The sequence below is a fragment of the uncultured Shewanella sp. genome (assembly GCF_947501665.1).
GTDB lineage: Bacteria > Pseudomonadota > Gammaproteobacteria > Enterobacterales > Shewanellaceae > Shewanella.
On the sequence record NZ_CANMWS010000014.1, the window covers coordinates 118,589 to 139,327 of the forward strand.

17 protein-coding genes and 2 tRNA genes are annotated in these 20,739 nt (G+C 39.3%); 5 read left to right on the forward strand and 14 right to left on the reverse strand.

Annotated features, from left to right (window positions below; all coding sequences use genetic code 11):
• Nucleotides 1-11 precede the first annotated feature (11 nt).
• Nucleotides 12-96 (reverse strand) — tRNA-Tyr (locus tag Q0976_RS12560).
• 9 nt (nucleotides 97-105) lie between these two features.
• Nucleotides 106-181: transfer RNA gene (locus Q0976_RS12565), tRNA-Thr, on the reverse strand.
• A 233-nt stretch (nucleotides 182-414) separates the two neighbouring features.
• Here Q0976_RS12565 and coaA point away from each other — a divergent pair.
• A complete protein-coding gene (gene coaA / locus Q0976_RS12570) occupies nucleotides 415-1,365 on the forward strand; it encodes a type I pantothenate kinase (protein ID WP_299494160.1) in 951 nt (316 codons plus the stop codon).
• Between the two features lie 105 nt (nucleotides 1,366-1,470).
• Here the strand turns inward: coaA and birA are convergent, their stop codons facing one another.
• The 7 genes from birA to Q0976_RS12605 all read right to left on the reverse strand — a co-directional run bounded on the left by birA (nucleotide 1,471) and on the right by Q0976_RS12605 (nucleotide 8,271).
• The gene (birA, locus tag Q0976_RS12575; RefSeq protein WP_299494161.1) at nucleotides 1,471-2,433 is read right to left on the reverse strand and encodes a bifunctional biotin--[acetyl-CoA-carboxylase] ligase/biotin operon repressor BirA; all 963 of its coding nucleotides are present in this window, start codon (nucleotides 2,431-2,433) and stop codon (nucleotides 1,471-1,473) included.
• 12 nt (nucleotides 2,434-2,445) lie between these two features.
• The gene (gene murB, locus Q0976_RS12580) at nucleotides 2,446-3,462 is read right to left on the reverse strand and encodes a UDP-N-acetylmuramate dehydrogenase (protein ID WP_299494162.1); all 1,017 of its coding nucleotides are present in this window, start codon (nucleotides 3,460-3,462) and stop codon (nucleotides 2,446-2,448) included.
• 229 nt (nucleotides 3,463-3,691) lie between these two features.
• Complete coding sequence (locus Q0976_RS12585; protein WP_299494163.1) at nucleotides 3,692-4,027, reverse strand: hypothetical protein; 336 nt, start codon at nucleotides 4,025-4,027, stop codon at nucleotides 3,692-3,694.
• Between the two features lie 87 nt (nucleotides 4,028-4,114).
• Nucleotides 4,115-4,840, reverse strand: coding sequence for a methyltransferase domain-containing protein (locus Q0976_RS12590; protein ID WP_299494164.1), 726 nt, complete (start codon nucleotides 4,838-4,840; stop codon nucleotides 4,115-4,117).
• 198 nt (nucleotides 4,841-5,038) lie between these two features.
• Entirely contained in the window at nucleotides 5,039-5,284 is a 246-nt protein-coding gene (locus tag Q0976_RS12595; protein WP_299494165.1) for a hypothetical protein, read from the reverse strand.
• Nucleotides 5,281-6,921: an acetolactate synthase large subunit gene (locus Q0976_RS12600; RefSeq protein ID WP_299494166.1), complete on the reverse strand. Its 1,641-nt coding sequence runs from the start codon at nucleotides 6,919-6,921 to the stop codon at nucleotides 5,281-5,283. The genes Q0976_RS12595 and Q0976_RS12600 overlap by 4 nt, the downstream gene beginning before the upstream one ends.
• A gap of 429 nt (nucleotides 6,922-7,350) precedes the next feature.
• Nucleotides 7,351-8,271, reverse strand: coding sequence for an SDR family NAD(P)-dependent oxidoreductase (locus tag Q0976_RS12605; protein ID WP_299494167.1), 921 nt, complete (start codon nucleotides 8,269-8,271; stop codon nucleotides 7,351-7,353).
• A 140-nt stretch (nucleotides 8,272-8,411) separates the two neighbouring features.
• Here Q0976_RS12605 and Q0976_RS12610 point away from each other — a divergent pair, with 140 nt between their 5' ends.
• Nucleotides 8,412-9,278 carry an AraC family transcriptional regulator gene (locus Q0976_RS12610; protein ID WP_299494168.1) on the forward strand — a complete coding sequence of 289 codons (867 nt, stop codon included), beginning with the start codon at nucleotides 8,412-8,414 and terminating at the stop codon, nucleotides 9,276-9,278.
• 2 nt (nucleotides 9,279-9,280) lie between these two features.
• Here Q0976_RS12610 and Q0976_RS12615 read toward each other — a convergent pair whose 3' ends face one another.
• From Q0976_RS12615 to Q0976_RS12625, 3 genes are all read right to left on the reverse strand, one after another.
• A complete protein-coding gene (locus Q0976_RS12615; protein ID WP_299494169.1) occupies nucleotides 9,281-11,077 on the reverse strand; it encodes an aminotransferase class I/II-fold pyridoxal phosphate-dependent enzyme in 1,797 nt (598 codons plus the stop codon).
• Between the two features lie 71 nt (nucleotides 11,078-11,148).
• A complete protein-coding gene (locus Q0976_RS12620; protein WP_299494170.1) occupies nucleotides 11,149-11,850 on the reverse strand; it encodes a DUF6875 domain-containing protein in 702 nt (233 codons plus the stop codon).
• 433 nt (nucleotides 11,851-12,283) lie between these two features.
• Complete coding sequence (locus Q0976_RS12625; RefSeq protein WP_299494171.1) at nucleotides 12,284-13,525, reverse strand: multidrug effflux MFS transporter; 1,242 nt, start codon at nucleotides 13,523-13,525, stop codon at nucleotides 12,284-12,286.
• A gap of 400 nt (nucleotides 13,526-13,925) precedes the next feature.
• Between Q0976_RS12625 and Q0976_RS12630 the strand changes: the two genes are divergently transcribed.
• A complete protein-coding gene (locus Q0976_RS12630) occupies nucleotides 13,926-14,741 on the forward strand; it encodes an alpha/beta fold hydrolase (RefSeq protein ID WP_299494172.1) in 816 nt (271 codons plus the stop codon).
• 323 nt (nucleotides 14,742-15,064) lie between these two features.
• On the opposite strand, the gene Q0976_RS12635 is transcribed toward Q0976_RS12630, so the two are convergent.
• Nucleotides 15,065-16,729 (reverse strand): P-loop NTPase fold protein, encoded by a 1,665-nt coding sequence (locus tag Q0976_RS12635; RefSeq protein WP_299494173.1) that lies wholly within the window; start codon nucleotides 16,727-16,729, stop codon nucleotides 15,065-15,067.
• A gap of 297 nt (nucleotides 16,730-17,026) precedes the next feature.
• Between Q0976_RS12635 and Q0976_RS12640 the strand changes: the two genes are divergently transcribed.
• Nucleotides 17,027-18,178, forward strand: coding sequence for a hypothetical protein (locus Q0976_RS12640; protein WP_299494174.1), 1,152 nt, complete (start codon nucleotides 17,027-17,029; stop codon nucleotides 18,176-18,178).
• Nucleotides 18,179-18,512: 334 nt separating this feature from the next.
• Nucleotides 18,513-19,868 carry a phospholipase D-like domain-containing protein gene (locus Q0976_RS12645; protein ID WP_299494175.1) on the forward strand — a complete coding sequence of 452 codons (1,356 nt, stop codon included), beginning with the start codon at nucleotides 18,513-18,515 and terminating at the stop codon, nucleotides 19,866-19,868.
• A gap of 302 nt (nucleotides 19,869-20,170) precedes the next feature.
• On the opposite strand, the gene Q0976_RS12650 is transcribed toward Q0976_RS12645, so the two are convergent.
• Nucleotides 20,171-20,737, reverse strand: a complete 567-nt coding sequence (locus tag Q0976_RS12650) for a DUF1629 domain-containing protein (RefSeq protein ID WP_299494176.1) — start codon at nucleotides 20,735-20,737, stop codon at nucleotides 20,171-20,173.
• Between the last annotated feature and the right edge of the window lie 2 nt (nucleotides 20,738-20,739).

Sequence of the window (20,739 nt, forward strand, 5' to 3'; positions counted from 1 at the left end):
CATTTAAAAAATGGTGGAGGGAGAAGGATTCGAACCTTCGAAGGCTGAGCCGTCAGATTTACAGTCTGATCCCTTTGGCCACTCGGGAACCCCTCCGATGAAATGTGGTGCCGGCACCAAGAGTCGAACTCGGGACCTACTGATTACAAGTCAGTTGCTCTACCAACTGAGCTATGCCGGCGTGTCATTTCGGTAGCGGATATTATGGAAGTCTGAGCATAAGTGCAATAGGTAAATTGTATTTTTATTAAAAAAAAGTGTTAATCGATGTTTTTTTGTTCCAAATAAGCTTTTTCAGCTTAAAAAAGATACCATCAATACCGACAAAAACAGCATACAGTCTTATCGAGCTTCTTTATTCTTGTTCCTCATAAAATCATAGTGTACTGTTCAGCCCTTAAGGAGAACAAAGCTATGACATCGGCAAATCAATTTCACAATGCGCTTTACCTTGCTTTTCAAAGGGCCCAATGGGCAGAACTTCGTAATTCAGTCCCCTTAACATTGAATGAAACTGATCTGGCAAATTTGCGCGGGATCAATGAAAAACTGTCTCTCACCGAAGTCACTGATATCTATTTGCCAGTCAGTCGATTATTAAATTTGATTGTCGGCGCCAAACAGCAACGTGGACTCACACTGAATCAGTTTTTAGGGCACACACCACCTAAACGGCCTTATATTATCAGTATCGCAGGCAGTGTGGCTGTCGGAAAAAGTACCACGGCAAGAATATTACAAGCCTTATTACAGCAATGGCCTGAACACCCGCAAGTAGATTTAATCACTACCGATGGCTTTTTATATCCGCTATCTGAGCTGAAAAGAAGAGGCTTATTACAGCGAAAAGGCTTTCCTGAAAGCTATGATATGAAACTACTGATTGATTTTATCACCAAAATAAAATCAGGTGACGCTTCAGTAAAAGCACCATTATATTCACATATTAAATACGATAGGATCCCCAAGAAAAATCAAATTATTAACCAACCCGATATTTTGATTATTGAAGGACTCAATGTATTGCAAACAGGACAAGACTCACCTTTTGATACCAAACGCCCTTTTTTATCAGACTTTGTTGATTTCTCTATTTATGTCGATGCTTGTCAGTCGTTGCTGAAACAATGGTATGTCGAGCGCTTCTTACAGTTCAGACAAGGTGCGTTTGCTAACCCTAAGTCTTACTTCCACCATTACTCTAAACTCAATGATGACGAGTCAGTGCAAATCGCGACGAATATTTGGGACAGTATTAATGGTCCTAATTTACAACTAAACATCGAGCCCACACGAGAGCGAGCCCATCTGATTTTACAAAAAGGCGCGGATCATTTAATGGATCAAGTCTTACTGAGAAAATAATTCAGGTAATCGAACAACTGATTTTACAAAAGCAGCCACTCAACAAAAAAGGGCGCCCCTTAATGAAGCCGCCCTCTTGATAAAATAGCATTAGCTCAATGATTGCTAGCTTGCATTACGCAGGCTAATTTCTCCGCCAACATAAGCTGTGACACCTTCCCGAGTTTCCAACAAAATGGCGCCCTTCTCATCAATACCTTTACAAATGCCCATCACTTCATTATTGGCCATCGACAAGGTAACGGCTTGATTAAGAAATAAATCCGCTTTTTGCCAACGTGACATAAAGGCTGCCAATCCTTGTTCTTCAAACAAGTGTAAGTCCATTTGTAATTGTTTTTGCAGCGCGATCACTAAATCTGTTTTACTGGGTTTACTCTGTAACTCAGATAAATCACTCCAAGGCTGATCAATCGTATCACCTTGCGCACTGGGCATAGCCATATTGATGCCAATACCAATGACCACATTACATTCACTATCTGTTTGGCCACTCATTTCAACCAACACACCCGCAAGCTTCTTATGATTTAAATAAATATCATTGGGCCATTTCACTCCTAAACCACTCACACCGAATGCTTCAAGCACATTCACTAACGAGCAAGCCACCACTAGACTCAGCCCCATAGCTTGCGACATTCCCTGAGGAAAAGACCAAAACATGGAAGTATATAAATGGCAACCATAAGGCGACAGCCAAGTACGGCCTCGTCGACCTCGACCTGCCGACTGATATTCGGACACACAAATATCACCAGATTTGAGTTCATCAATATGCTTTAACAAAAATGCATTGGTACTGGCTAATTCATTAAAATAAAAACAGCGCTGTTGTGTCGCTGACGTTAGCTTTTCTTCATCAACTAACGACACAGGATTGACCAATTTATAGCCTTTCCCTTTCACACTATAAATATCCACGCCATATTCTTCTAATGCACTAATATGATTTGCAATAGCTGTACGAGACACACCTAAAAGCTGTGCCAGTGTTTCACCCGATACAAATTGCTCATTGGCTAATGCCTGTAATATTTGTCGCTTTCTCGCCCAATGATCGGTCATGTTATTTTTCCTTTAATTGATTTCACCCGTCGCGCCAATGAGCCGAGGTTCAGCCTCAAGTTTGATCCCAAATAACTGCATAATCCGTTCAATAATAAGTTCTGCTAACTGACACACATCATGACCTGTGGCCGTGCCATTGTTAACTAAAACGAGTGCTTGCTGTTCATGTACACTAGCGTCACTAAAGCGCATTCCTTTTAAACCAGCCTTATCAATTAACCAAGCCGCCGCTAATTTCATGCTTTGCTCACCCATTTGAAATGCCACAATATCCGGATAATGATCCTGCAAACGCTCAAAGGTCGCCACGGGCACCACGGGGTTTTTAAAAAAACTTCCCGCATTGCCTAACACTAACGGATCGGGCAATTTCTCACGCCGTAACTGGCAAACATAATCAAAAATATGCTTAGGCTCAAGTGCGCCTTTATCTAAAATACTTAATGGTCCATAAGATAAAATCGGCTGCCATTGCTTGGGGAGTTTGATCCCAATAGCGGTGATCACTGCTCTCCCTTTAAGCCTATGCTTAAAAACAGATTCTCGATAAGAAAATTCACATTCTGAGCCCGCTAAACGTGTTAATTCCCCCGAAGATAAATCAAGGTACTCCACCCATTCACAGATTTCACAAAACTCCACACCATACGCACCAATATTCTGAATAGGTGCCGCGCCGACAGTGCCGGGAATTAAAGCCAAATTCTCCAGACCGCCAATCCCCTCTTTGACACAAAAGCTCACTAACTCATGCCAATTCTCACCCGCTTCGACTTGCAAATAATAACAGGCATCATCTTCTGCAAAGGTAATGCCTTTAGTCAGCACCTTAACAACATGGCCTTGAAAATCGTCCACCAGCACAATATTGCTGCCGCCCCCTAAAATGAGCATAGGCAAGTCTTGTGCATACAAATCTAAGCAAGTCGAGATTAACATTGCTCTATCGCGCGCTTCATGTAAAAACAAACACGAATGATCAATACCAAAGGTGTTATACGCTTTCAACGAAGCCGATGATTTCATTATTTCTATGGTCATTGATTTATATAAGAATTTATTTATAATTTTGTGGTTGCGTTAAACTGCATAACAAAGGCAAATAACTGTCGAAGGCGTATTGTAGCTTAAATGAGCACTAATGAGTATGTGCAATCTTAATCCAATCACAAACGTGTAATAAACACATGCTAAATAATTATCGTTTATTGCCTCATTTTATCCCATCGACAGTCAAACTAAACTCACAACAATATTAAAAAGACGTCTCTTGTATCGCTAGAAAATCCATTTCACAAGTATCGCCAGCTGAGTTAGCCCGCACTTTCTTACCTGACATATAAGCTGCAATCGCTAAGCTGGTCATTTGATTAACCGAAACTTCAGAATGCAGACTATGGGTTATTCTCGCTACACCATTACAACCTTCCACTTTTTGTAAACCTGCATCATCAGAAAAATGCAACTCAGTGACTTTCTTCGTACTTTGATCGTAAACTTTAATGCCTTTTAATGTGCCAAAAGCGATATCCCCCGCAACAACAGGTAAAGTAAATAATAATGATGCCCAACACAATAATGTAAACTTCATACTCTTATATATCCAAATATATTCAAAAACAGAAGAATATGTTATATAAAAGTAAATATGAGTAAAATAGCTTTAGACATTTATAATTTATATCGCCTTAATGATAAACTTACCGCCACCAATATTGCCCGCTTGTAACTCTTGCAATAACGTCTGATACCAAGTTAGCGCATACTGATACCAAGCATCATCAAATAACTGCACTATGGCAGATTGCTTACTTTTAAGCTTGGCCACAAACGCAACATAAGCATCAATGTATTTTTCCGTCCAATCTTCAAACGTTTCTAATTGCCAGTGCGCCTCAGACAGCCATTGCCCTATAGTATTCATAGCAATAGGTTGACCAATTTCAAGGCCTAAACAATTAGGCTTTATTTGGTGTGCGCTCAGAGTGTAATCACAGATCAACAAATGCCCTCCCGTACGGCATTGCTTTCTTAAAGCTGTTAACACTTCTGCTTGATGGTTTAATGCATAAAACACATTAAACAAATACATTAAGTCAAAATCCGCCAATTTAAGCTTTGACAAAGACAATACATCTTGAGCATAAAATGCCACTTCGGGATATTGCCGCATAGCGTAATCAATGGATGTGTCATCAATATCCACCCCCACGACCTTGCCCCAGCCATTGGTATGAAACCAATTAGCGGTCCCGCCACGACCGCAACCCATATCCAATATATGGCTGCTCTTATTTTTGGGTAAACCAACAGCTGCATCGACAATGGCCTGCTCTTCTCCTGGGTGGGCAAAGTCTCCTTCACGTACCATGGCTAGAATACATTTCCCTTGCGGGGAATTCATTTTACAAGACATAATAAAACCGACTAAAAAACGAAGCGATGCTAATAGTGTAATAGCAATAAGCTAAGCCATACTAATTTCAGTATAAAAAGTCACTTGCACCAGAGCTAAATTGACAAGATAAACACAATAAAAAACAAGCCACATATCAAATGCATTTGATATGTGGCGTAACTAGCACAAATTGATTAATCAACCCTACATAACATCAGGCGCATATTGAGTAATGCGGCAATATGAAAAAGTCGTTTCATCGCTCACAAACACATTGGCTTTTCTATTCCCCGCCATGTACATAGATAACGCGACCGACACCATAGTGCTGTCTTCTTGTGCGATGATCATCCAAGGTGAACTGTGCTTGCAACGTTCGGGTTTGACATCGCCCACTAGTCGTACTAACAAACCATCTTTATAGCTAGTGATCAACACAAAAAGGTTCATAATAATTTCACCTTGTGTGCCAATTCTTCAATCAACACTGAGCGATTGGCGGCATAATCCACAGGCACTTCTACAAGGTGTACGCCACCTTGCTCAAAAGCAGTATCTAGCGTGCTTACCAGTGTTTCTGCGCTGCTCACAAGATGGCCATTAGCCCCATAAGCTTTAGCATATTGCACAAAATCAGGATCGGTAAATTCCAGCCCCCAATCTGTAAACCCTGCAATTTGCTGTTTCCAGCGGATCATGCCATAAGCATTGTCATTCAATATCATCACCACCAGATTGAGTTTCAATCGAAGTGCCGTTTCAATTTCTTGAGAATTCATCATAAATCCCCCGTCACCGCAAATGGCAAGTACTCGCTTATGTGGATTTAACTTAGCGGCCATCATGGCAGAAGATAACCCCGCCCCCATAGTGGCTAAGGCATTATCTAATAACACTGTATGGGGATAATAGGCTTTGTAATTACGGGCAAACCAAATTTTATAAATACCATTATCTAACGCAATAATGCCCTTCTCCCCCATTACTTTTCGCGTATCGGCAACGACACGCTGAGGAATAATAGGAAAAGCGTTATCTTCACTTCCTTGCGTAATATGGCGCTCCACTTCTTGTTTGACTCGCTTAAAATACTCCACAGGCGCACATTGCCAGCCAGCTAACTTGGCACTTAACTGCTTAACCGTAAGACTGATATCCCCCACCAGCTCTAATTGAGGAAAATACACTTCGTCAACTTGAGCTGATTTATAATTAAGATGAATAACCTCTTTGCCATCATTTGTCATAAAAAAAGGTGGTTTTTCCACCACATCATGGCCAATATTAATCACAAGATCGGCTTTGGCAACTGCATAGTGCAAGTAATCATTATCAGACAAGGCCGCTGTTCCAATGAAAAAATCACCACGTTCATCGGCCACGCCTTTACCCATTTGAGTATTAAAAAAATAAATCCCCGTATTTTTGGCAAAATGTTCCAAGGCTTTCCATGATGTTTTTCTATTAGAACCCGCCCCCAATAAAATTAATGGCATTTTAGCGGCTTTAATCTTCTTTACAGCCTCATTTAACACAAAATCATCGGCAACGGCATATTGACGAACACTGGGCTGAATGACATGAGTATTAGTTGCTTCAGCAGCAATATCTTCGGGTAACTCTAACAAAATGGCGCCGGGACGCTCTTCTTCTGCTCGCCGAAACGCTTCTCTAACGAGTGATGGGATGGTATTACCATTAACGATTTGTTTGCTAAGCTTGCAGATGGGCTCATAGAGTTTAACAATATCAATAATTTGAAACTGGCCTTGTTTTGATGTTTTTATCGGCTTCTGACCTGTTATCATAATTAAAGGAAAGGCGCCTAAATGTGCATATGCTGCAGGTGTGGCTAAATTGGTCGCTCCTGGCCCTAATGTGGCCATGCAGACACCCGCTTTGCCCGTTAACCGACCATAAGTCGCCGCCATGAAGCCCGCGCCTTGCTCATGCCGAGTTAATATCAGCTCAATGGACGAGTTTCTCAACGATTCAAGTACATCTAGATTTTCTTCGCCGGGAAGTGCAAAAATATATTCCACTCCTTCGTTTTCTAAGGCTTTCACTAATAGATCTGACGCTTTCATGTTATCCCCTATTGCGTTATAGCAAAGTCAAGATACTGTGATACTGACACTTCATAAGCATAGGGCCTGTTGATTTTTTGTGGTTAAATTATGTCCGAGATAAACGTGTTTTAATCGCGACGGGAGGGATGACGCCTAGTGATCTAAGCAAATGTCTCCCAACAAAGAGTAAAACACGTTTAGCCGGATCCTACGGACAGCGTTTGTGGCTCCTTTCTACGGCGTTATCACTTGTTTATGTAGAATAACTACACCACACAAGCTCTGCCTTGTATAAAGAAACCACAAACAACTGCAGAAATCATCACCAAAGATCAACAGGCCCTAATCTTGAGCATGACTTTAGAGGATCCATTAAAAAGAAAGCCAGTATGATATTGATCAGACTGGCAGCTCACCTTATAGCGAATGTAGACAGAATGACTAACGTTATGTTGATTTAATAAAGCGTTGAATGGCCAATTGAGCATTATCTTGAATAGCCACATTATCTAAATCAGCAAAATGTAAACTTTGCTTACCCACAGGCCCCGTCAAACCAGATTGACTGCCGTAAAACACCCCACTTTTAAACGACTTATTTTGCAATGCATCGACAAAACGCTGAGCGCCCACTTCCAATTTATGAACTTTCCCAAGCATTAACATCACCTTCATCATGGCTTTCATTGCATACTGCTTAATCGGTGTCAGCGTATTAAAGCCTTCTGTACCTGTTGTTGCGCCTGGACTCATGGTAATAAAACGTACATCAGGATACTGACGCGCCATCGAAGACATCCACAAAGCTGCCATGTATTTAATGGGACCATAGGGAATAGTGGCGTCATTTATCTTGCCAAAAAAAGCTCCATTACCGATCTGCTCAAACTCTTCTACAGATGAAGTTTTTAAATTAGGGCGTTTCATGCCCATTTCTTTCACCCCTCTTGCCGCCTCAGAACCAGCATAAACCGCTACTTGGTTAAGCTTATTTGCCGCTAGTAATGCCTGAGCTAATACCACATGGCCCAATACATTCACGGCAAAGATTTGCGTCGCCCCCTGCTGGGTCTTTTCAAAAAAACGCTTTCCGCCCGTTCCACCCGCGTTCATGATTAAACCGTCTACAGGCTCAGGTAAGGCCTGCACAGCGGCTTTGACAGAATCGATATTTGAAACGTCCATGATAACAATTTCAAAAATGGCTTTACCTGTTATTTGCTCTAGTTCAGCCATAGCCTTCTGAGCCTTCTCAATATTTCGACAAGCCAAATAAATCTTACTCACCCCATCTTGCAAAGCTAACTGCCTAGCCGATTCTTTCCCCAACCCTGCATTAGCTCCTGTAATTAATATACTTTTCAACATATTGTACCTCGTCCTTATTCAAGTTTATAAAACAAGAATAGAATAAGTCACATCGCTATTTTTGATATTTCTTGCTATCTTGATGCTGTCGCTCAATCAGCGCTTTATGGGTTTGGAAAGGCAAAAAAGGACATGTCTATATGCAACGATTTTTTAAAAGTATCGATTTTATAGAGAATAACTTAAATAATAGAATTTCAATCCACGATGTCGCTGCGGCTTCTCATTATTCGACCTATCATTTTAGTCGAATTTTTAGAAGTTTAGTGGGAGATACGCCAAAAGAATATTTGCGTAAACGTCGGTTAACGTTAGCCGCACAAAGATTGCTTAACGAAGATATAGGTATTTTATCTTTAGCGTTAGATTGTCAATTTGACTCACAAGAAGCATTTACCCGCGCTTTTAAAGCCGCCTTTAATATCACACCTGCACAGTACCGTAATCAAAAGCACCGCAAGCAAAAAACCGCTACACGCTTATTATACAAAGACGTCTTTACCCCGGATATGCTCGATTTTTTGCAAAATGAACTCTCAATGCAACCGCAAATCGTGACACGTCCTCGCTTAAAAGTTGTGGGGATTGCAACCCAATACGACAATGCCGCATTAGATCTCACCCAACTCTGGTCAGCATTTAGGCCCTTTCGGGATAAAATAAAACATCGCGCCAGCGAGCAAGCTTTTGGTATTTATGAGTCTTATCAAGAAAAAGGTGAAGAAGTCAATTTTAGTTATATCTGCTCTGTGGCCGTACACCATTTTAATGACGTACCACTAGGTATGCTCACTCGAGAGCTCCCCGAGCAATTGTACGCTCAATTTACCCATAAAGGTCCCATCGCTCACTTGGATAAGACCCTAAGATATATATGGGGAAGTTGGCTGCCAAAATCCCATTACGAATATATTGATCAGCCGGATTTTGAACTTTACCCCTCAGGTTATAATCCACACGCGACAAATAGCGAAATGACCATACACATTCCCATCAAAACCCAGTAGATTCAACTCAGTTCAGCAACAAACTCATCTAACAAAGACTTATCAGCATGGGGCATGACTACCACATGAGACATGCCTTGAGTAACAGGTAACATCCATTTTTGACAAATAACCTCATTCGGTGCGGGCATATAAACGATATTAGAAGCGTTATTAAGCTCAGCCTCAATCCCCTTAAACTTGAGTTGTGTTTGCAAATAAAGCGCTAAATCTACACAACGCATTCCTTGTTCTTTAATCCCATTTTCTTGTAAAGTATCAATACGGTAAGCTGCTAATAAAGCGGCTAATCCTGATCGAGAACAGGTTAGAGTATTATTGTCACTGGCAATATATTCAATGTAGTCTTGCTTAATGGCCCCGTTGTTATCTTGTTTTTTCGTCAGTACTAAACCTGCTGGAGTAATATTGCCTAAAAACTTGTGCAGGCTTATCGACAATGCATCCACATCTTCACCTATAATGAGTTTTTTAGCGCCATACACCTCAGGCAAAAAAGGTAAAAAACTGCCATGCAAAGCCGCATCGCCATGAATGAAATGAGGTTTATCACCTAGTAGGGCTTTTATTTGTGCCACGTCATCTATGGCGCCTTTCATAGTACTGCCGATATTTGCCAACACCACTACAGGTTCCTCGATAGTCATTAGCGTATTTTGGAATGCTGTATAATCGATTTCACCATTACTCAAACAAGGTAATAGCTCATATTTTTTATTATATTTTTCAACAATGCTCACTGCACTGTAATGACTCTCTTTTGACAACAACACAACCGCATTAGGAAATTGTTTAAAGCCTTTAAGCAAGCCATATTCCATGGCTTCAGTGCCACCACTGGTCACATATCCATAGGTATTATCTTCACTTAATCCATATTGCTTGGCAAAAAAGTGGATCACTTTACGCTCAAAACCTTTCGTGCTTAATCGATGGGACGATGCACAAAAAGGATCGCCACTATTGTTCATCAGCACCTCAAGGCCGTCGCTAAGGGATGAAAAATCAAACGCCATATTGCCCGGTTTGCCTAACATCTGCCGCTTACGGCTTTTAATGCCAGCCAATAAATCTAGATACTCTTGTTCAATACTCTCGGTCGGTTTTTCACGCATCGGTAGACTGAAATCTTGCACTAAAATGCCATAAACCGGATCAGAGCGCCACTTTAATGCTGCAGGCATTTTTTCATTGATATTATTGAATATAGTGCGCCCTTCATACCTAAAATCAGCATAACGCTTTTCAATGAAATGATGATGTCCTCCTGCACTCACTTGCTGAGCAATATGGTAAGTCACAGGCGATGTCATCACACCAATAAAGCGCTCAAAACCCATGACTATTGCTTGTCTGCGTGACAAATCAATCAGCTGAGCTGCAATACCTTTTCCAGCATAGGCTAAATCCACACCTATCATGACTTGATCCAGTGTTTTCTTATCATCCAGCGGCTTTATTTCACTAATGGCTTCATCAATCAAGGTCATCATTGGCAATAAGGCTTCGCATACATGGATACTGGATAAATCATCCTGCAAGTCATGGGCAATGAACGCCCCTACGACGCGATCATTATCGCGTACATCAATGGCGACAATACTCAGGTTTTGCTCATAAATGCGTAAGCAAAGATGATGAACAAAATCAATCATCTCAGTTTTTTCAATATGCATCGCAATCGCGCCAGGTTCAAAACTAATAAACGCGCTGGTTAAAATATCAGCCACCTCATTAATATGAGCAAACTGCATAGGCTTATAATGAATATCATCGATCACTTTAGGAAAAAGAGCCATAAACAACCTTTTTAATGTCAACACCAGAATACAGAACAAATAACCTAACTGCTTTGTATACTCAGATAGGATTAACGGTAAATCGCCTCAACATGACGCAATACATTTTCATTTTTAGCCATACCAACACTTCCCAATACCTGCATCAGCTGCTCACGGTTAAAAATATTGTGCTTTTCAAGATAAATTTTGGTGTGCTCACTATCATCACTCACGAACACCAGATCTTGCGGCATAATATGGCGTATTCCAATCATAGGTAGCTGAGAATCAAAAGGATAAAAGTCATCATTATGTAAACCTGTGATCGGACATTTGGAGTAAAACTGTCCAATCATGGTGTCATAAGACATAAATTCAGACTTAAGTGCCCGCTGCACCCGCTCCACAATCCCCGCCCCCAATGCCTCACCTTCCTCTTTATTCACCATCACAATCACTATGGTATTGAGATGGCTTTCAGGCAAACTTCTGAAGTATTCGCCATAGGCAAGCAACATACTTTCAATCTCACGGTCTTGAGTCGAGGTGTCATACAGCAAATAAGACACAAGTGCTTTGCGTTTATTCAGCGCAGCTGGCACAAAGGGACAAACAGGCCCTTTTCGACCCAGTGAAACATGAGGTCTGGCTAAATATTGCTTTAACCATTGCTCTGCTTGTATCAGATGTTCGGTGATTTTTTCAATATACTGGCACTCACCCTCATTGGCTGAGGCTAAGATCTGCTCATTCGTTAAATTGCTTTTAGCATCAATAGTAAAAAACTGCATAAACGACCTACTATTTATCCCATGCTCATTCGACCGTATTTCTCATTTCAAGAAAAACCACCAAAATGTTACATCGGCCCCTAAAAAGAAAGCCTACCTAATCAAGATAATTAGACAAAGCTAAACAACATACTAATAAATAACAAGTTAAAACAAATACAAATAAAATCATTTTAGTTACAAATGTATCAACACTATGGCCTAAATTTAATCAAGTTGTCAAACAATTCTACGTTTAAAGGAAGGTTTACAGGTTAAATCACTAAAAAGAATAACAAGCAGTCCATTAGAAAAATCAACTAATCATGGGATATGCTTTTGTGACCAATCAATCGCAACTAAAGAGAAAGAGAAAGAGAAAGAGAAAGAGAAAGAGAAAGAGAAAGAGAAAAGTAGACAATGGAACCCTACACTGCCTACTGTCAACAACTGCTTATTTGATGCGTCGACGTTGCCACCGAATATGACTCACATGGACAAAACAAACCAAAACCAGCAAAGCTACAAACACGGCAACCGATAACACAACCGAAGTCGCACTACCGTCATACTGAGCACTACTAAAATCAATAGCGACTGCCACAATACACAAACGAATCGCCGTCACTAAAGAAGCCGCAATCCCCGTTAAATCTGGACAAGCTTGCATAGATTGGGTAAAAAAGATCCCAATAGAGCAACCCGCGCCAACCGAAAATAGACACATAACGGCGGTTAAATAAAAGGGCGAAGCCAACTGCTGTTCAGTGGAAAATAAAAAGAGCACTGCAGCACCAGTAATCACTAACAGTCCAAAGTACTTCAATCCTTCCATTCCCCACTTATCAATCAAACGACCATTATTAATACTGACCAAAACAAAAGTACCTAATATTGCTATTTGAAAGTAAGGAAAATGCGCTTTAACCACATGTAATTCATTAATAAATAATAAAGACATATTTGATACAAACACTAAATAGGCCGATAGCATCAAGCTGGTCGCCAAGGTGTTGTACCAAAAAGCCGATGTCGATAAAACCTGTTTATAATCATACATCACCGTAACAGGCTTAAGTTTTTTTCTTTTAGACACTGCTAATGACTCGGGTATGAACCACCAACACTTTAGCGCCGAAACAAGCACTAATCCTGCAATAAACACAAAACTGGCCTGATAACCCCAATTCACATTTATCCAGCCACCGATTAATGGTGCCAGTGCAATAAGGCTAACCACCAATGTATTGAGATCGCTCACCATTTTTGCTGCTTGCTCTTCTTCAAACAAATCAAAAATCATTGCCGTCCCCACGATTATACAAGCGGCACTGCCAAAACCTTGTATTAATCGAAACAACAATAACTGTTCAATGCTTAACGCAAAAACACAACCCACACTCGCTAAAGTAAATAGGGAAAAACCAAACATCAATACTGGTTTTCTCCCAAAATGATCCGACAATGGGCCATAGAGTAAAGATCCAATACAGACACCAATAAAGTTAATACTTAAGATCCGCTGCACCATCGACTCATTGGTATGTAGTGCATGCAAAATATCCGGAAAGGCTGGTAAATAGATATCGGTCTCCATTGCTGCCGCGAGAAAAATAAAAATCATGATCACACGAAATCCTTTCCCTTCATGGGAGATCCCCCTACGGGCAAAGGGACGCTTAAAACGACTAAACATAAATATTCCATTAAAGAATGTAAAACAGATAAAAATGAAGGACAATCAAGATGTCAGCACACCTAAAAGTGACAATTGAGACAGAAATAATTGCATTTTCATTTAAAAGGAAAAGATGAGGCAAGCTCAAAGAATGCGGTCATGAAGAGAGGCTTCACTGACGGTTTTTCAACATTCCCACCGCTTATGACTAAGGCTATAATGGCTAGTGCCTAGCATTTATATCAGCATGCACATAAGCAACGAAGAACGCACGTTAACAGATCCAGCACGTAGATCCAAGTTAAAAACTGACATAAAGCACACAATAACGGCAATAAATTCCCCTTCATAAGCTGTTATAAAATATTAGTAATGATAATCTTGCTCACCTATAATCTTGTAATAGAGAGCGCAAAAAATGAACATGTTTGCTGTTGATGGGAGCCAAATGGCTTATCAAGATGTCGGTCAAGGGCCTGTTATTTTATTGGGACACAGCTTTTTATGGGATAGTCATATGTGGGCGCCACAAATCAAGGCACTCAGCCAACACTACCGTTGTATCGTGCCAGAATTTTGGAGCCATGGTCAGTCTCAATCGGCACCCAGCCAAACCCACTGTCTCAAAGATTATGCTCAGCAGGTACTGGCATTAATGGATAGTCTTGATATTGAAAAATTTGTTATCGTGGGGCTTTCTGTAGGTGGCATGTGGGGATCAGAGCTCACTACCCTTGCGCCCAGTCGAGTACAAGCCTTAGTCCTCATGGATACCTTTGTCGGGCTCGAGCCTGAAGTCACTCATCAAAAATACATGCAAATGCTCGATACCATCGCTCATCTCAAAACGGTGCCTCAACCGATTGTTGACGCCGTCAGTTCATTATTTTTTGCAAATAATGCACACCAAGACTCACCTGAATTGGTTAACTCTTTCAAACAGTACCTCTCTAACCTTACCGGTGAACGTGCGGTACAAATTGCTCGTATGGGTAAAATCGTCTTTAATCGCCGCGATCAAATGGATGAACTGGCTAATTTTGCCCTACCCGTACTCATCGCCGTCGGCCAAGAAGATAATCCTCGCCCGGTACTTGAGTCTTACTTAATGCAAGACAGCATCACCAATGCCCAGCTCATTCAAATTCCTAACGCAGGGCATATCTCTAATCTTGAACAACCCAAGTTTGTCACAGATATGCTGCGCATCTTTTTGGGTAAGGTGTATTCCTAAACCCTCTGTGGTTCTTTCAACCACAAGGTATACATGGGTTTGAAATGGGGCCTTAATGGACTAAGACCCGAATATGGGGGCGCCATAAACTTACCAGTTAATGCCCCTTGTATTGTTAATGCTTCTACCCTTTTGAGTTTAAATTGCTACCGCAGGTTTATGTGCAAGTAACTCTCGGGACGCTGTAAACCCATCCATGGGCGCTCTGCGATTTCATCCCTGAAACCGAAGCCCTCGCATTCACTTACACTAAGTGGTAAAGCTAAAAACAGTGTGTTTGTTCGATGTCGGCTAGATGTTCTGTTTCAAGTATGGAGTTCAATTCATGTTAAAGAGTCTGCTATTTCAACTTTTTTAAAGTACATCTCTTTAGGGAAGACATTGTATTTTGTTGATGAGTGGGTCAAAGAATTGTGCATATCTTGTGTTAGCTTTGCGTATCGTTGATATGTGTTGTATTTATAATACATTAGAGTATCATTTCTTGGGCGCTTCATTGAACTGAATAAACCACCAACTTTTAAAAAATTAATGTCAGGACCAGCACAATTGGCAAGAAACAACCAACTCGCATTATACTTTTCTCTCAAATATGACACTTGCTGAGAGTCATTATATTTATCTACTGGTAACTTATATTCAAGGTTTTTCCCCCTCAACAAATGCCCTATTAAATCTGTTTGATACCTATCCCAACCCAGCTTTTCGACCGTCTTGGGAGCAGGATTAAAAGTATCGCTTTTATCTTGCTTTCTCAGTAAGTAACACTCATAAAATCCATCAGTGGAATATTCCGCTAATAACTGCAATAACATTCTAAAATCGAATATAACATTAGGTATTTCATAAGCTTCGACAACTATAGATTCAAACTTCGCAATAAACTGCTCAAGCTTTCTCAGTTTAATATCATACATAACCGCAATATGAGTGATTTCTTTTACGATAAAATCTTCATTTGACTGACATGGATATGCATCAGAATCCTTACCTGGAAACATTATTCCTTTTTCGAATGACTCTATAATACAAGTTTCTTTAATCAATGCTTTAACAAATCCTTTGAGATTACCCTGAGGAACTGTCGCTGTTCGATTAAAAAATCGAGTTAAATACTCTTGCCCATTAAAATCATTACCGTACACAGCTTTTATAGAATGGCTCAATTGTGTAGTATCAGTCGCAACCACAAAAACGAAATTGGGGATATCAAAGAAATGTTTAATGGTTTCCAATAATTCAATAGCGTAAGAAGGCCTACAACGATCAAGCTCGTCAACTAACACATAAATCTTGCCTTGTTTTTTATTTGTATCTGCCTCTTTGCTTTTATCGGTTCCGCAAATTAACTCCGCATATGCCGACATAAGGCTTTTTGTGTCTTCAATTGCTTTTATTTGTTTTTTGTAATTATCGCTCAGACTTCGTCCAAATCTAGGTTCATCGACTTGTAATTTATTGCCATCGGTAACTTTAAGGTGACTCGCTATAGTTACCAGTGCAGTTGCATCAAGCCCCGTCTCCCACTTTTCATTTTTACTGGAAACATATGCTGCCGCAACATCTAAACCGCCGTTATAAACCTTCTTACTCAAAGAACCTAGCTTTGAAAATATCTCTTTAGTTTTACTTTCATTTTTTGCTTTCTTTTGTTCATCATCACTAGAAAAAAGCGCTGACATTTGCTCAAGCAATTCAGCAATAATGACCAATAAAGGATCATTCGAAAAGTCTGATTTCCATGCATTAATGTACACAGTTGGTTTTTCATGAGTTTTAAGTAAATTAGTATAAAGTTGTTTTATAAAAAACGTCTTTCCTGTCCCCCACTCACCATTTAAATTAAGCACCAACCCATTTTTTTGATTTCGAATATAAGAAGAAAGATATTTCCCATATTCTTCCCGCTTTAAATAACATTTATTTGGATCTTTCCAGTCAAAATCATCAAACCAGTCATTATAAACAGCATTATTCTTATTTATCATTATTATATGCATCCTTTCCTTTGAGCATCATCTACTTCGGCTAGCAGAGAATTTTATGGCAAATGAACAGCTTTTATCAAAAACTAAACTAATATTCCAGTCAAACTCCCCCCCTTTCTACCAACAAACCAATGTGTTTACCATATTACCCCTATGCCTTGTTCATAGAAGTTACCTTGTAATCTTCATCCACCAACAACCACCTGATTGGTACTATTTAAATCACTTATTGTTTGAATTAATTTGAAATTATGGACATAATGCGCGCGATTTATGACAATAAGGAAATTGTATATCATGAAATACTGTGTTTTGATTATTAGCTTATTATTGGGGGGGTGTGTCAGTTATCACAGCCCTATTCCTAAAGATTATTCAGGCCCAATTACAACAATAGATGATAGCTTTACCATCCAAAGTTCAAGAACGGCGGATATGTTTTATATTGAAAAAATCAATAATAAAAATGTTTATAATGCTGCTAGGGCAAGTAGCGGGGCTTCTGCGGGGAAAAATGGATTGCTTATCACTCGAGGTTATACTCATCGATTACCTGCAGCGGAAACCACTTTATTCTTGTCAGGTGCAACAATGCATGGCGCACCAATTGGTTATATTTTAAATGCAGGATCAAACTATGGTGTTCAGGGAGAAGTGATATTTAAACCTGAAGCAGATAAACACTACTTAGTCTCTGGTGAATTAACCCAAGAACATTCAAGTGTATGGATAGAAGATATGCACGGTAACATTGTCTCGGATGTAGTGTTACTTGAAGAAGATCAGAAAGAATCACGCATTGTTGCCGCCAAAGATTTTGAAGTAAACACAAATAATATTCATATACCATTAGAGGCCGTTCAACAAAACAAATTTACACTATTTTCACAAATTAGTGGAGGAGAGAGCCTTGCTTTAGTACTCTCAAAAATTGGAGAGCCTGATTCAACTTTGTATGATAGTGGAAATTTCTTCAGTCAGCGTCCAAGTCACATCGACTATATTTATGATGGATTGGGTAAAATCAGGTTTACAACTTTTAAAAAGCAAGCACAAAATGTATTAAAAGTTATGCCTGAGATTAGTCGTGATCCAGAATTGATAACGACTCAATTAAACGTTACAGGAATACGTTTACAATATATTGCTAAAGAATATTATAAAAATAATCAATTATCTGAAGTAGAGTTAGACAAAATAGCCGATACCATTTGGAAAAATAGGCATGCTGAAGACAGTAAAACTGAAGATGCCGTAGCTTGGTTAATGAAGGTTATTGGTAAACAGCAGGGCCATCGTTATTATAATTTAATCAGTACGCTTACAGATAAAAGTACTTTTAGTAGCAAGATCACTCGTTATGCCGCTCAAGTATTAGGCCAGCTAACACCATCAAGTATCAGTCAGTATCAGTTTGCAATTAAGCCATTATCAGATAATAAGTATTGATTCATTTTATAAGTAATTAATATAGCTGACATAGAGTAAGGTAGTGTGTGACTTATAGCTAAAAAGAAACCACTACCTTAATAACGTATAATGTAGTCCATAACTTTTTGAATAGAATACCTATTCAAAAAACAATTTCACTTCAAGTCAGCCCCCTAATGTGATCTCGAATTTAAACAAATAAAGGGTTAACAATGCCATTAATGATGGCTGTCTATGAATTCACATAAGAGTTACTCACAAGCATTTAAAGATGTAGCAGCTGGATTACCTGATAGTACTGTGGAATAATTAATAAGCCGCAAAATATGCGGCTTTTTTATGGATGAAAAATATGAAGTTAATAGCAAGCGGTGTGAATAAACAGTTTTTATCTTCTCATTTACCCAAAATAGGAGATGAAGTCGATGGTGTATTGGCTGCTATTGCCTATGGTGATGATACCGATACTCTTTTAAAAAACTGTCTTGATCATAAATATCGGTTAGATATTTGGATGCGTTATGATCATACCGTGCCTGTTCAACCACGGTTACTTACTCAGCTATTGAGAAATATTAATAACAACATATTTTGCCAATTGATACCGGACGTATTGCATTCGAAAATAATATGGTGGAAAGGCTATGGAGCGTACATTGGTTCGGCCAATTTAACGAATAGAGCATGGTGGACAAACATAGAAACAGGAATATTTTTTACGGAAGAAGAGCTTGTTGCTAACAACATCATTCCTCAGCTCGATGACTTTTTCAATGAATTAAGCAATTTAGAAGAAGCAATTCCACTTTCTCAGAGTATTATAGATGAGCAAAAAGATATTTTAGAATTACGAAATAAGGCTGGTTTAGAGGAAATCGAGAACAGGGCAAAGAAAACCAGAAAAGTTCCAATATTCAATGGAGTAAGTGATTACACAAAAGGTTCTATTGTTGATAAGAAAAAAGAACGGTTTAGACAAGAGTGGCAATCTACAATTACAACGATAGATAATATCGCATCCCAAATTAATGACTATCGTCCTAAATGGATTTCTGCTGATACTCCTACTTATTGGCAAGTAGATCAATTCTTACACGCCTACTATTACAATCAGGTTAGACAACAGAATAATACCTATCCATTCGAAAAATTTTACTCTTCCCATGAAAAAAATCCTAATTCAGCTTTAATGGATGCTCTAATATGGTGGAAGGCGAGTTCAGAAGCCCCTTCTAATGAAGATGACACTTTCAATTATAGTGCGCCAAAAATTCGTGAACTTCTGGCAAAAGACAAACTATTAACATTATTCTTAACTGACATTGAAGAAATGTGCAGATGTACTCATGCAACTAAAGATCATTTAATAAAAATGTCTACGGCAACTTTAAGTCGCGCAGATACAAAAACACTATCGCGTGAAGAACGAATACCATTATTTGCGAAATGGCTAATGGCTCAACGTAATAAAAAGGGCCAAGACATTCGCCAAATTTTATTTGATATTCTGTATACGGGAAAACCTGAAAATATATGGGAACGTATTTACGCTGCAAGTATGACTGATGACCTTTGGATTCCTCATTATGGAATTAACTCAATTGCCGAAGTAGTCGGGTGGGCACAGCCTGAGACCACACCGCCTCGAAACGGTAGAACAAATAAATCTTTGAGAGCGCTTGGCTACCCAGTAAGAGTTAATTTTTAAAATGAGACAAACTTAGTTTTGTCTCATTTTAAGATGGTTTGTCTCAAATTTAAATATATCTCTACAACTGTGATGGAACAATAAAGTCTGCCCGTAAGGACAAAAAATGACAATAAAGTTTGCCCGTAAGGAAGCAAGTAAACTAAAGCCACATTTAAATTACAATAGCGATTTTGTACCGCTCTATATATGACTAGGGGATCAGGCTTATCTTCCCTACAACAAAAATACCGAGGTATCATTGATGCCTCAATATTAATAATACAACCCCCCGAAGAAAAACCGCTTTAGGATTTTGTGATTTACAGATAAAAATCTTCAGGTTTGTAGAAGGTAAACCCAGTTATATTATTGGTTTCAAAAGCCTGTTTAACCTTATCATGAGCAATAATTAAAGGCAGAAAACTGGTTAAGCGAAACACATATGGTAAAGGAATATCAGAAGTATCAATGAAAGATAAAGAATCGATGAGCATAATGTCGCCAGGTGAATTAAGTGTGATATCGGATTTATCATAATCCACAATGTCTGCATCACCAATGATGTTAATTAAATCATAATCCGTACAATCTTGATTACCATTGACCTCCTTCAAAAGTACTGGGAATTGCTGAATATTATTAACCCCTATTTCTCGCAATGTTTCTGATACTCGTTTATTTGCAATCAACCCCGAAAAGCCAGCCGCTGTTAAATTATCAGTTAGACAATGGAAATCTTCCTTTGGTGTAAATTCAATAACAGGAAATGATCTCGTTATGTTTTTCCCCTCATTACATTTTAAATGTAACTCATCGATTAGTGGCGGCACACCTGATAATCTTTTCTCTTCGACGCTTTTCCGTTCTGTAAACATAACCCAATACATGG

Bases quoted from the DNA above. Each gene is read 5' to 3' on its own strand.
- coaA (WP_299494160.1), top strand. From the start codon at position 415: ATGACATCGGCAAATCAATTTCACAATGCGCTTTACCTTGCTTTTCAA.
- Q0976_RS12625 (WP_299494171.1), bottom strand. From the start codon at position 13,525: ATGTTTAGTCGTTTTAAGCGTCCCTTTGCCCGTAGGGGGATCTCCCAT.
- Q0976_RS12635 (WP_299494173.1), bottom strand. From the start codon at position 16,729: ATGATAAATAAGAATAATGCTGTTTATAATGACTGGTTTGATGATTTT.
- Q0976_RS12645 (WP_299494175.1), top strand. From the start codon at position 18,513: ATGAAGTTAATAGCAAGCGGTGTGAATAAACAGTTTTTATCTTCTCAT.
- Q0976_RS12650 (WP_299494176.1), bottom strand. From the start codon at position 20,737: ATGTATTGGGTTATGTTTACAGAACGGAAAAGCGTCGAAGAGAAAAGA.
- Q0976_RS12605 (WP_299494167.1), bottom strand. From the start codon at position 8,271: ATGTTGAAAAGTATATTAATTACAGGAGCTAATGCAGGGTTGGGGAAA.
- Q0976_RS12610 (WP_299494168.1), top strand. From the start codon at position 8,412: ATGCAACGATTTTTTAAAAGTATCGATTTTATAGAGAATAACTTAAAT.
- Q0976_RS12630 (WP_299494172.1), top strand. From the start codon at position 13,926: ATGAACATGTTTGCTGTTGATGGGAGCCAAATGGCTTATCAAGATGTC.
- Q0976_RS12640 (WP_299494174.1), top strand. From the start codon at position 17,027: ATGAAATACTGTGTTTTGATTATTAGCTTATTATTGGGGGGGTGTGTC.
- Q0976_RS12600 (WP_299494166.1), bottom strand. From the start codon at position 6,921: ATGAAAGCGTCAGATCTATTAGTGAAAGCCTTAGAAAACGAAGGAGTG.
- Q0976_RS12595 (WP_299494165.1), bottom strand. From the start codon at position 5,284: ATGAACCTTTTTGTGTTGATCACTAGCTATAAAGATGGTTTGTTAGTA.
- Q0976_RS12590 (WP_299494164.1), bottom strand. From the start codon at position 4,840: ATGAATTCCCCGCAAGGGAAATGTATTCTAGCCATGGTACGTGAAGGA.
- Q0976_RS12615 (WP_299494169.1), bottom strand. From the start codon at position 11,077: ATGGCTCTTTTTCCTAAAGTGATCGATGATATTCATTATAAGCCTATG.
- murB (WP_299494162.1), bottom strand. From the start codon at position 3,462: ATGAAATCATCGGCTTCGTTGAAAGCGTATAACACCTTTGGTATTGAT.
- Q0976_RS12620 (WP_299494170.1), bottom strand. From the start codon at position 11,850: ATGCAGTTTTTTACTATTGATGCTAAAAGCAATTTAACGAATGAGCAG.
- birA (WP_299494161.1), bottom strand. From the start codon at position 2,433: ATGACCGATCATTGGGCGAGAAAGCGACAAATATTACAGGCATTAGCC.
- Q0976_RS12585 (WP_299494163.1), bottom strand. From the start codon at position 4,027: ATGAAGTTTACATTATTGTGTTGGGCATCATTATTATTTACTTTACCT.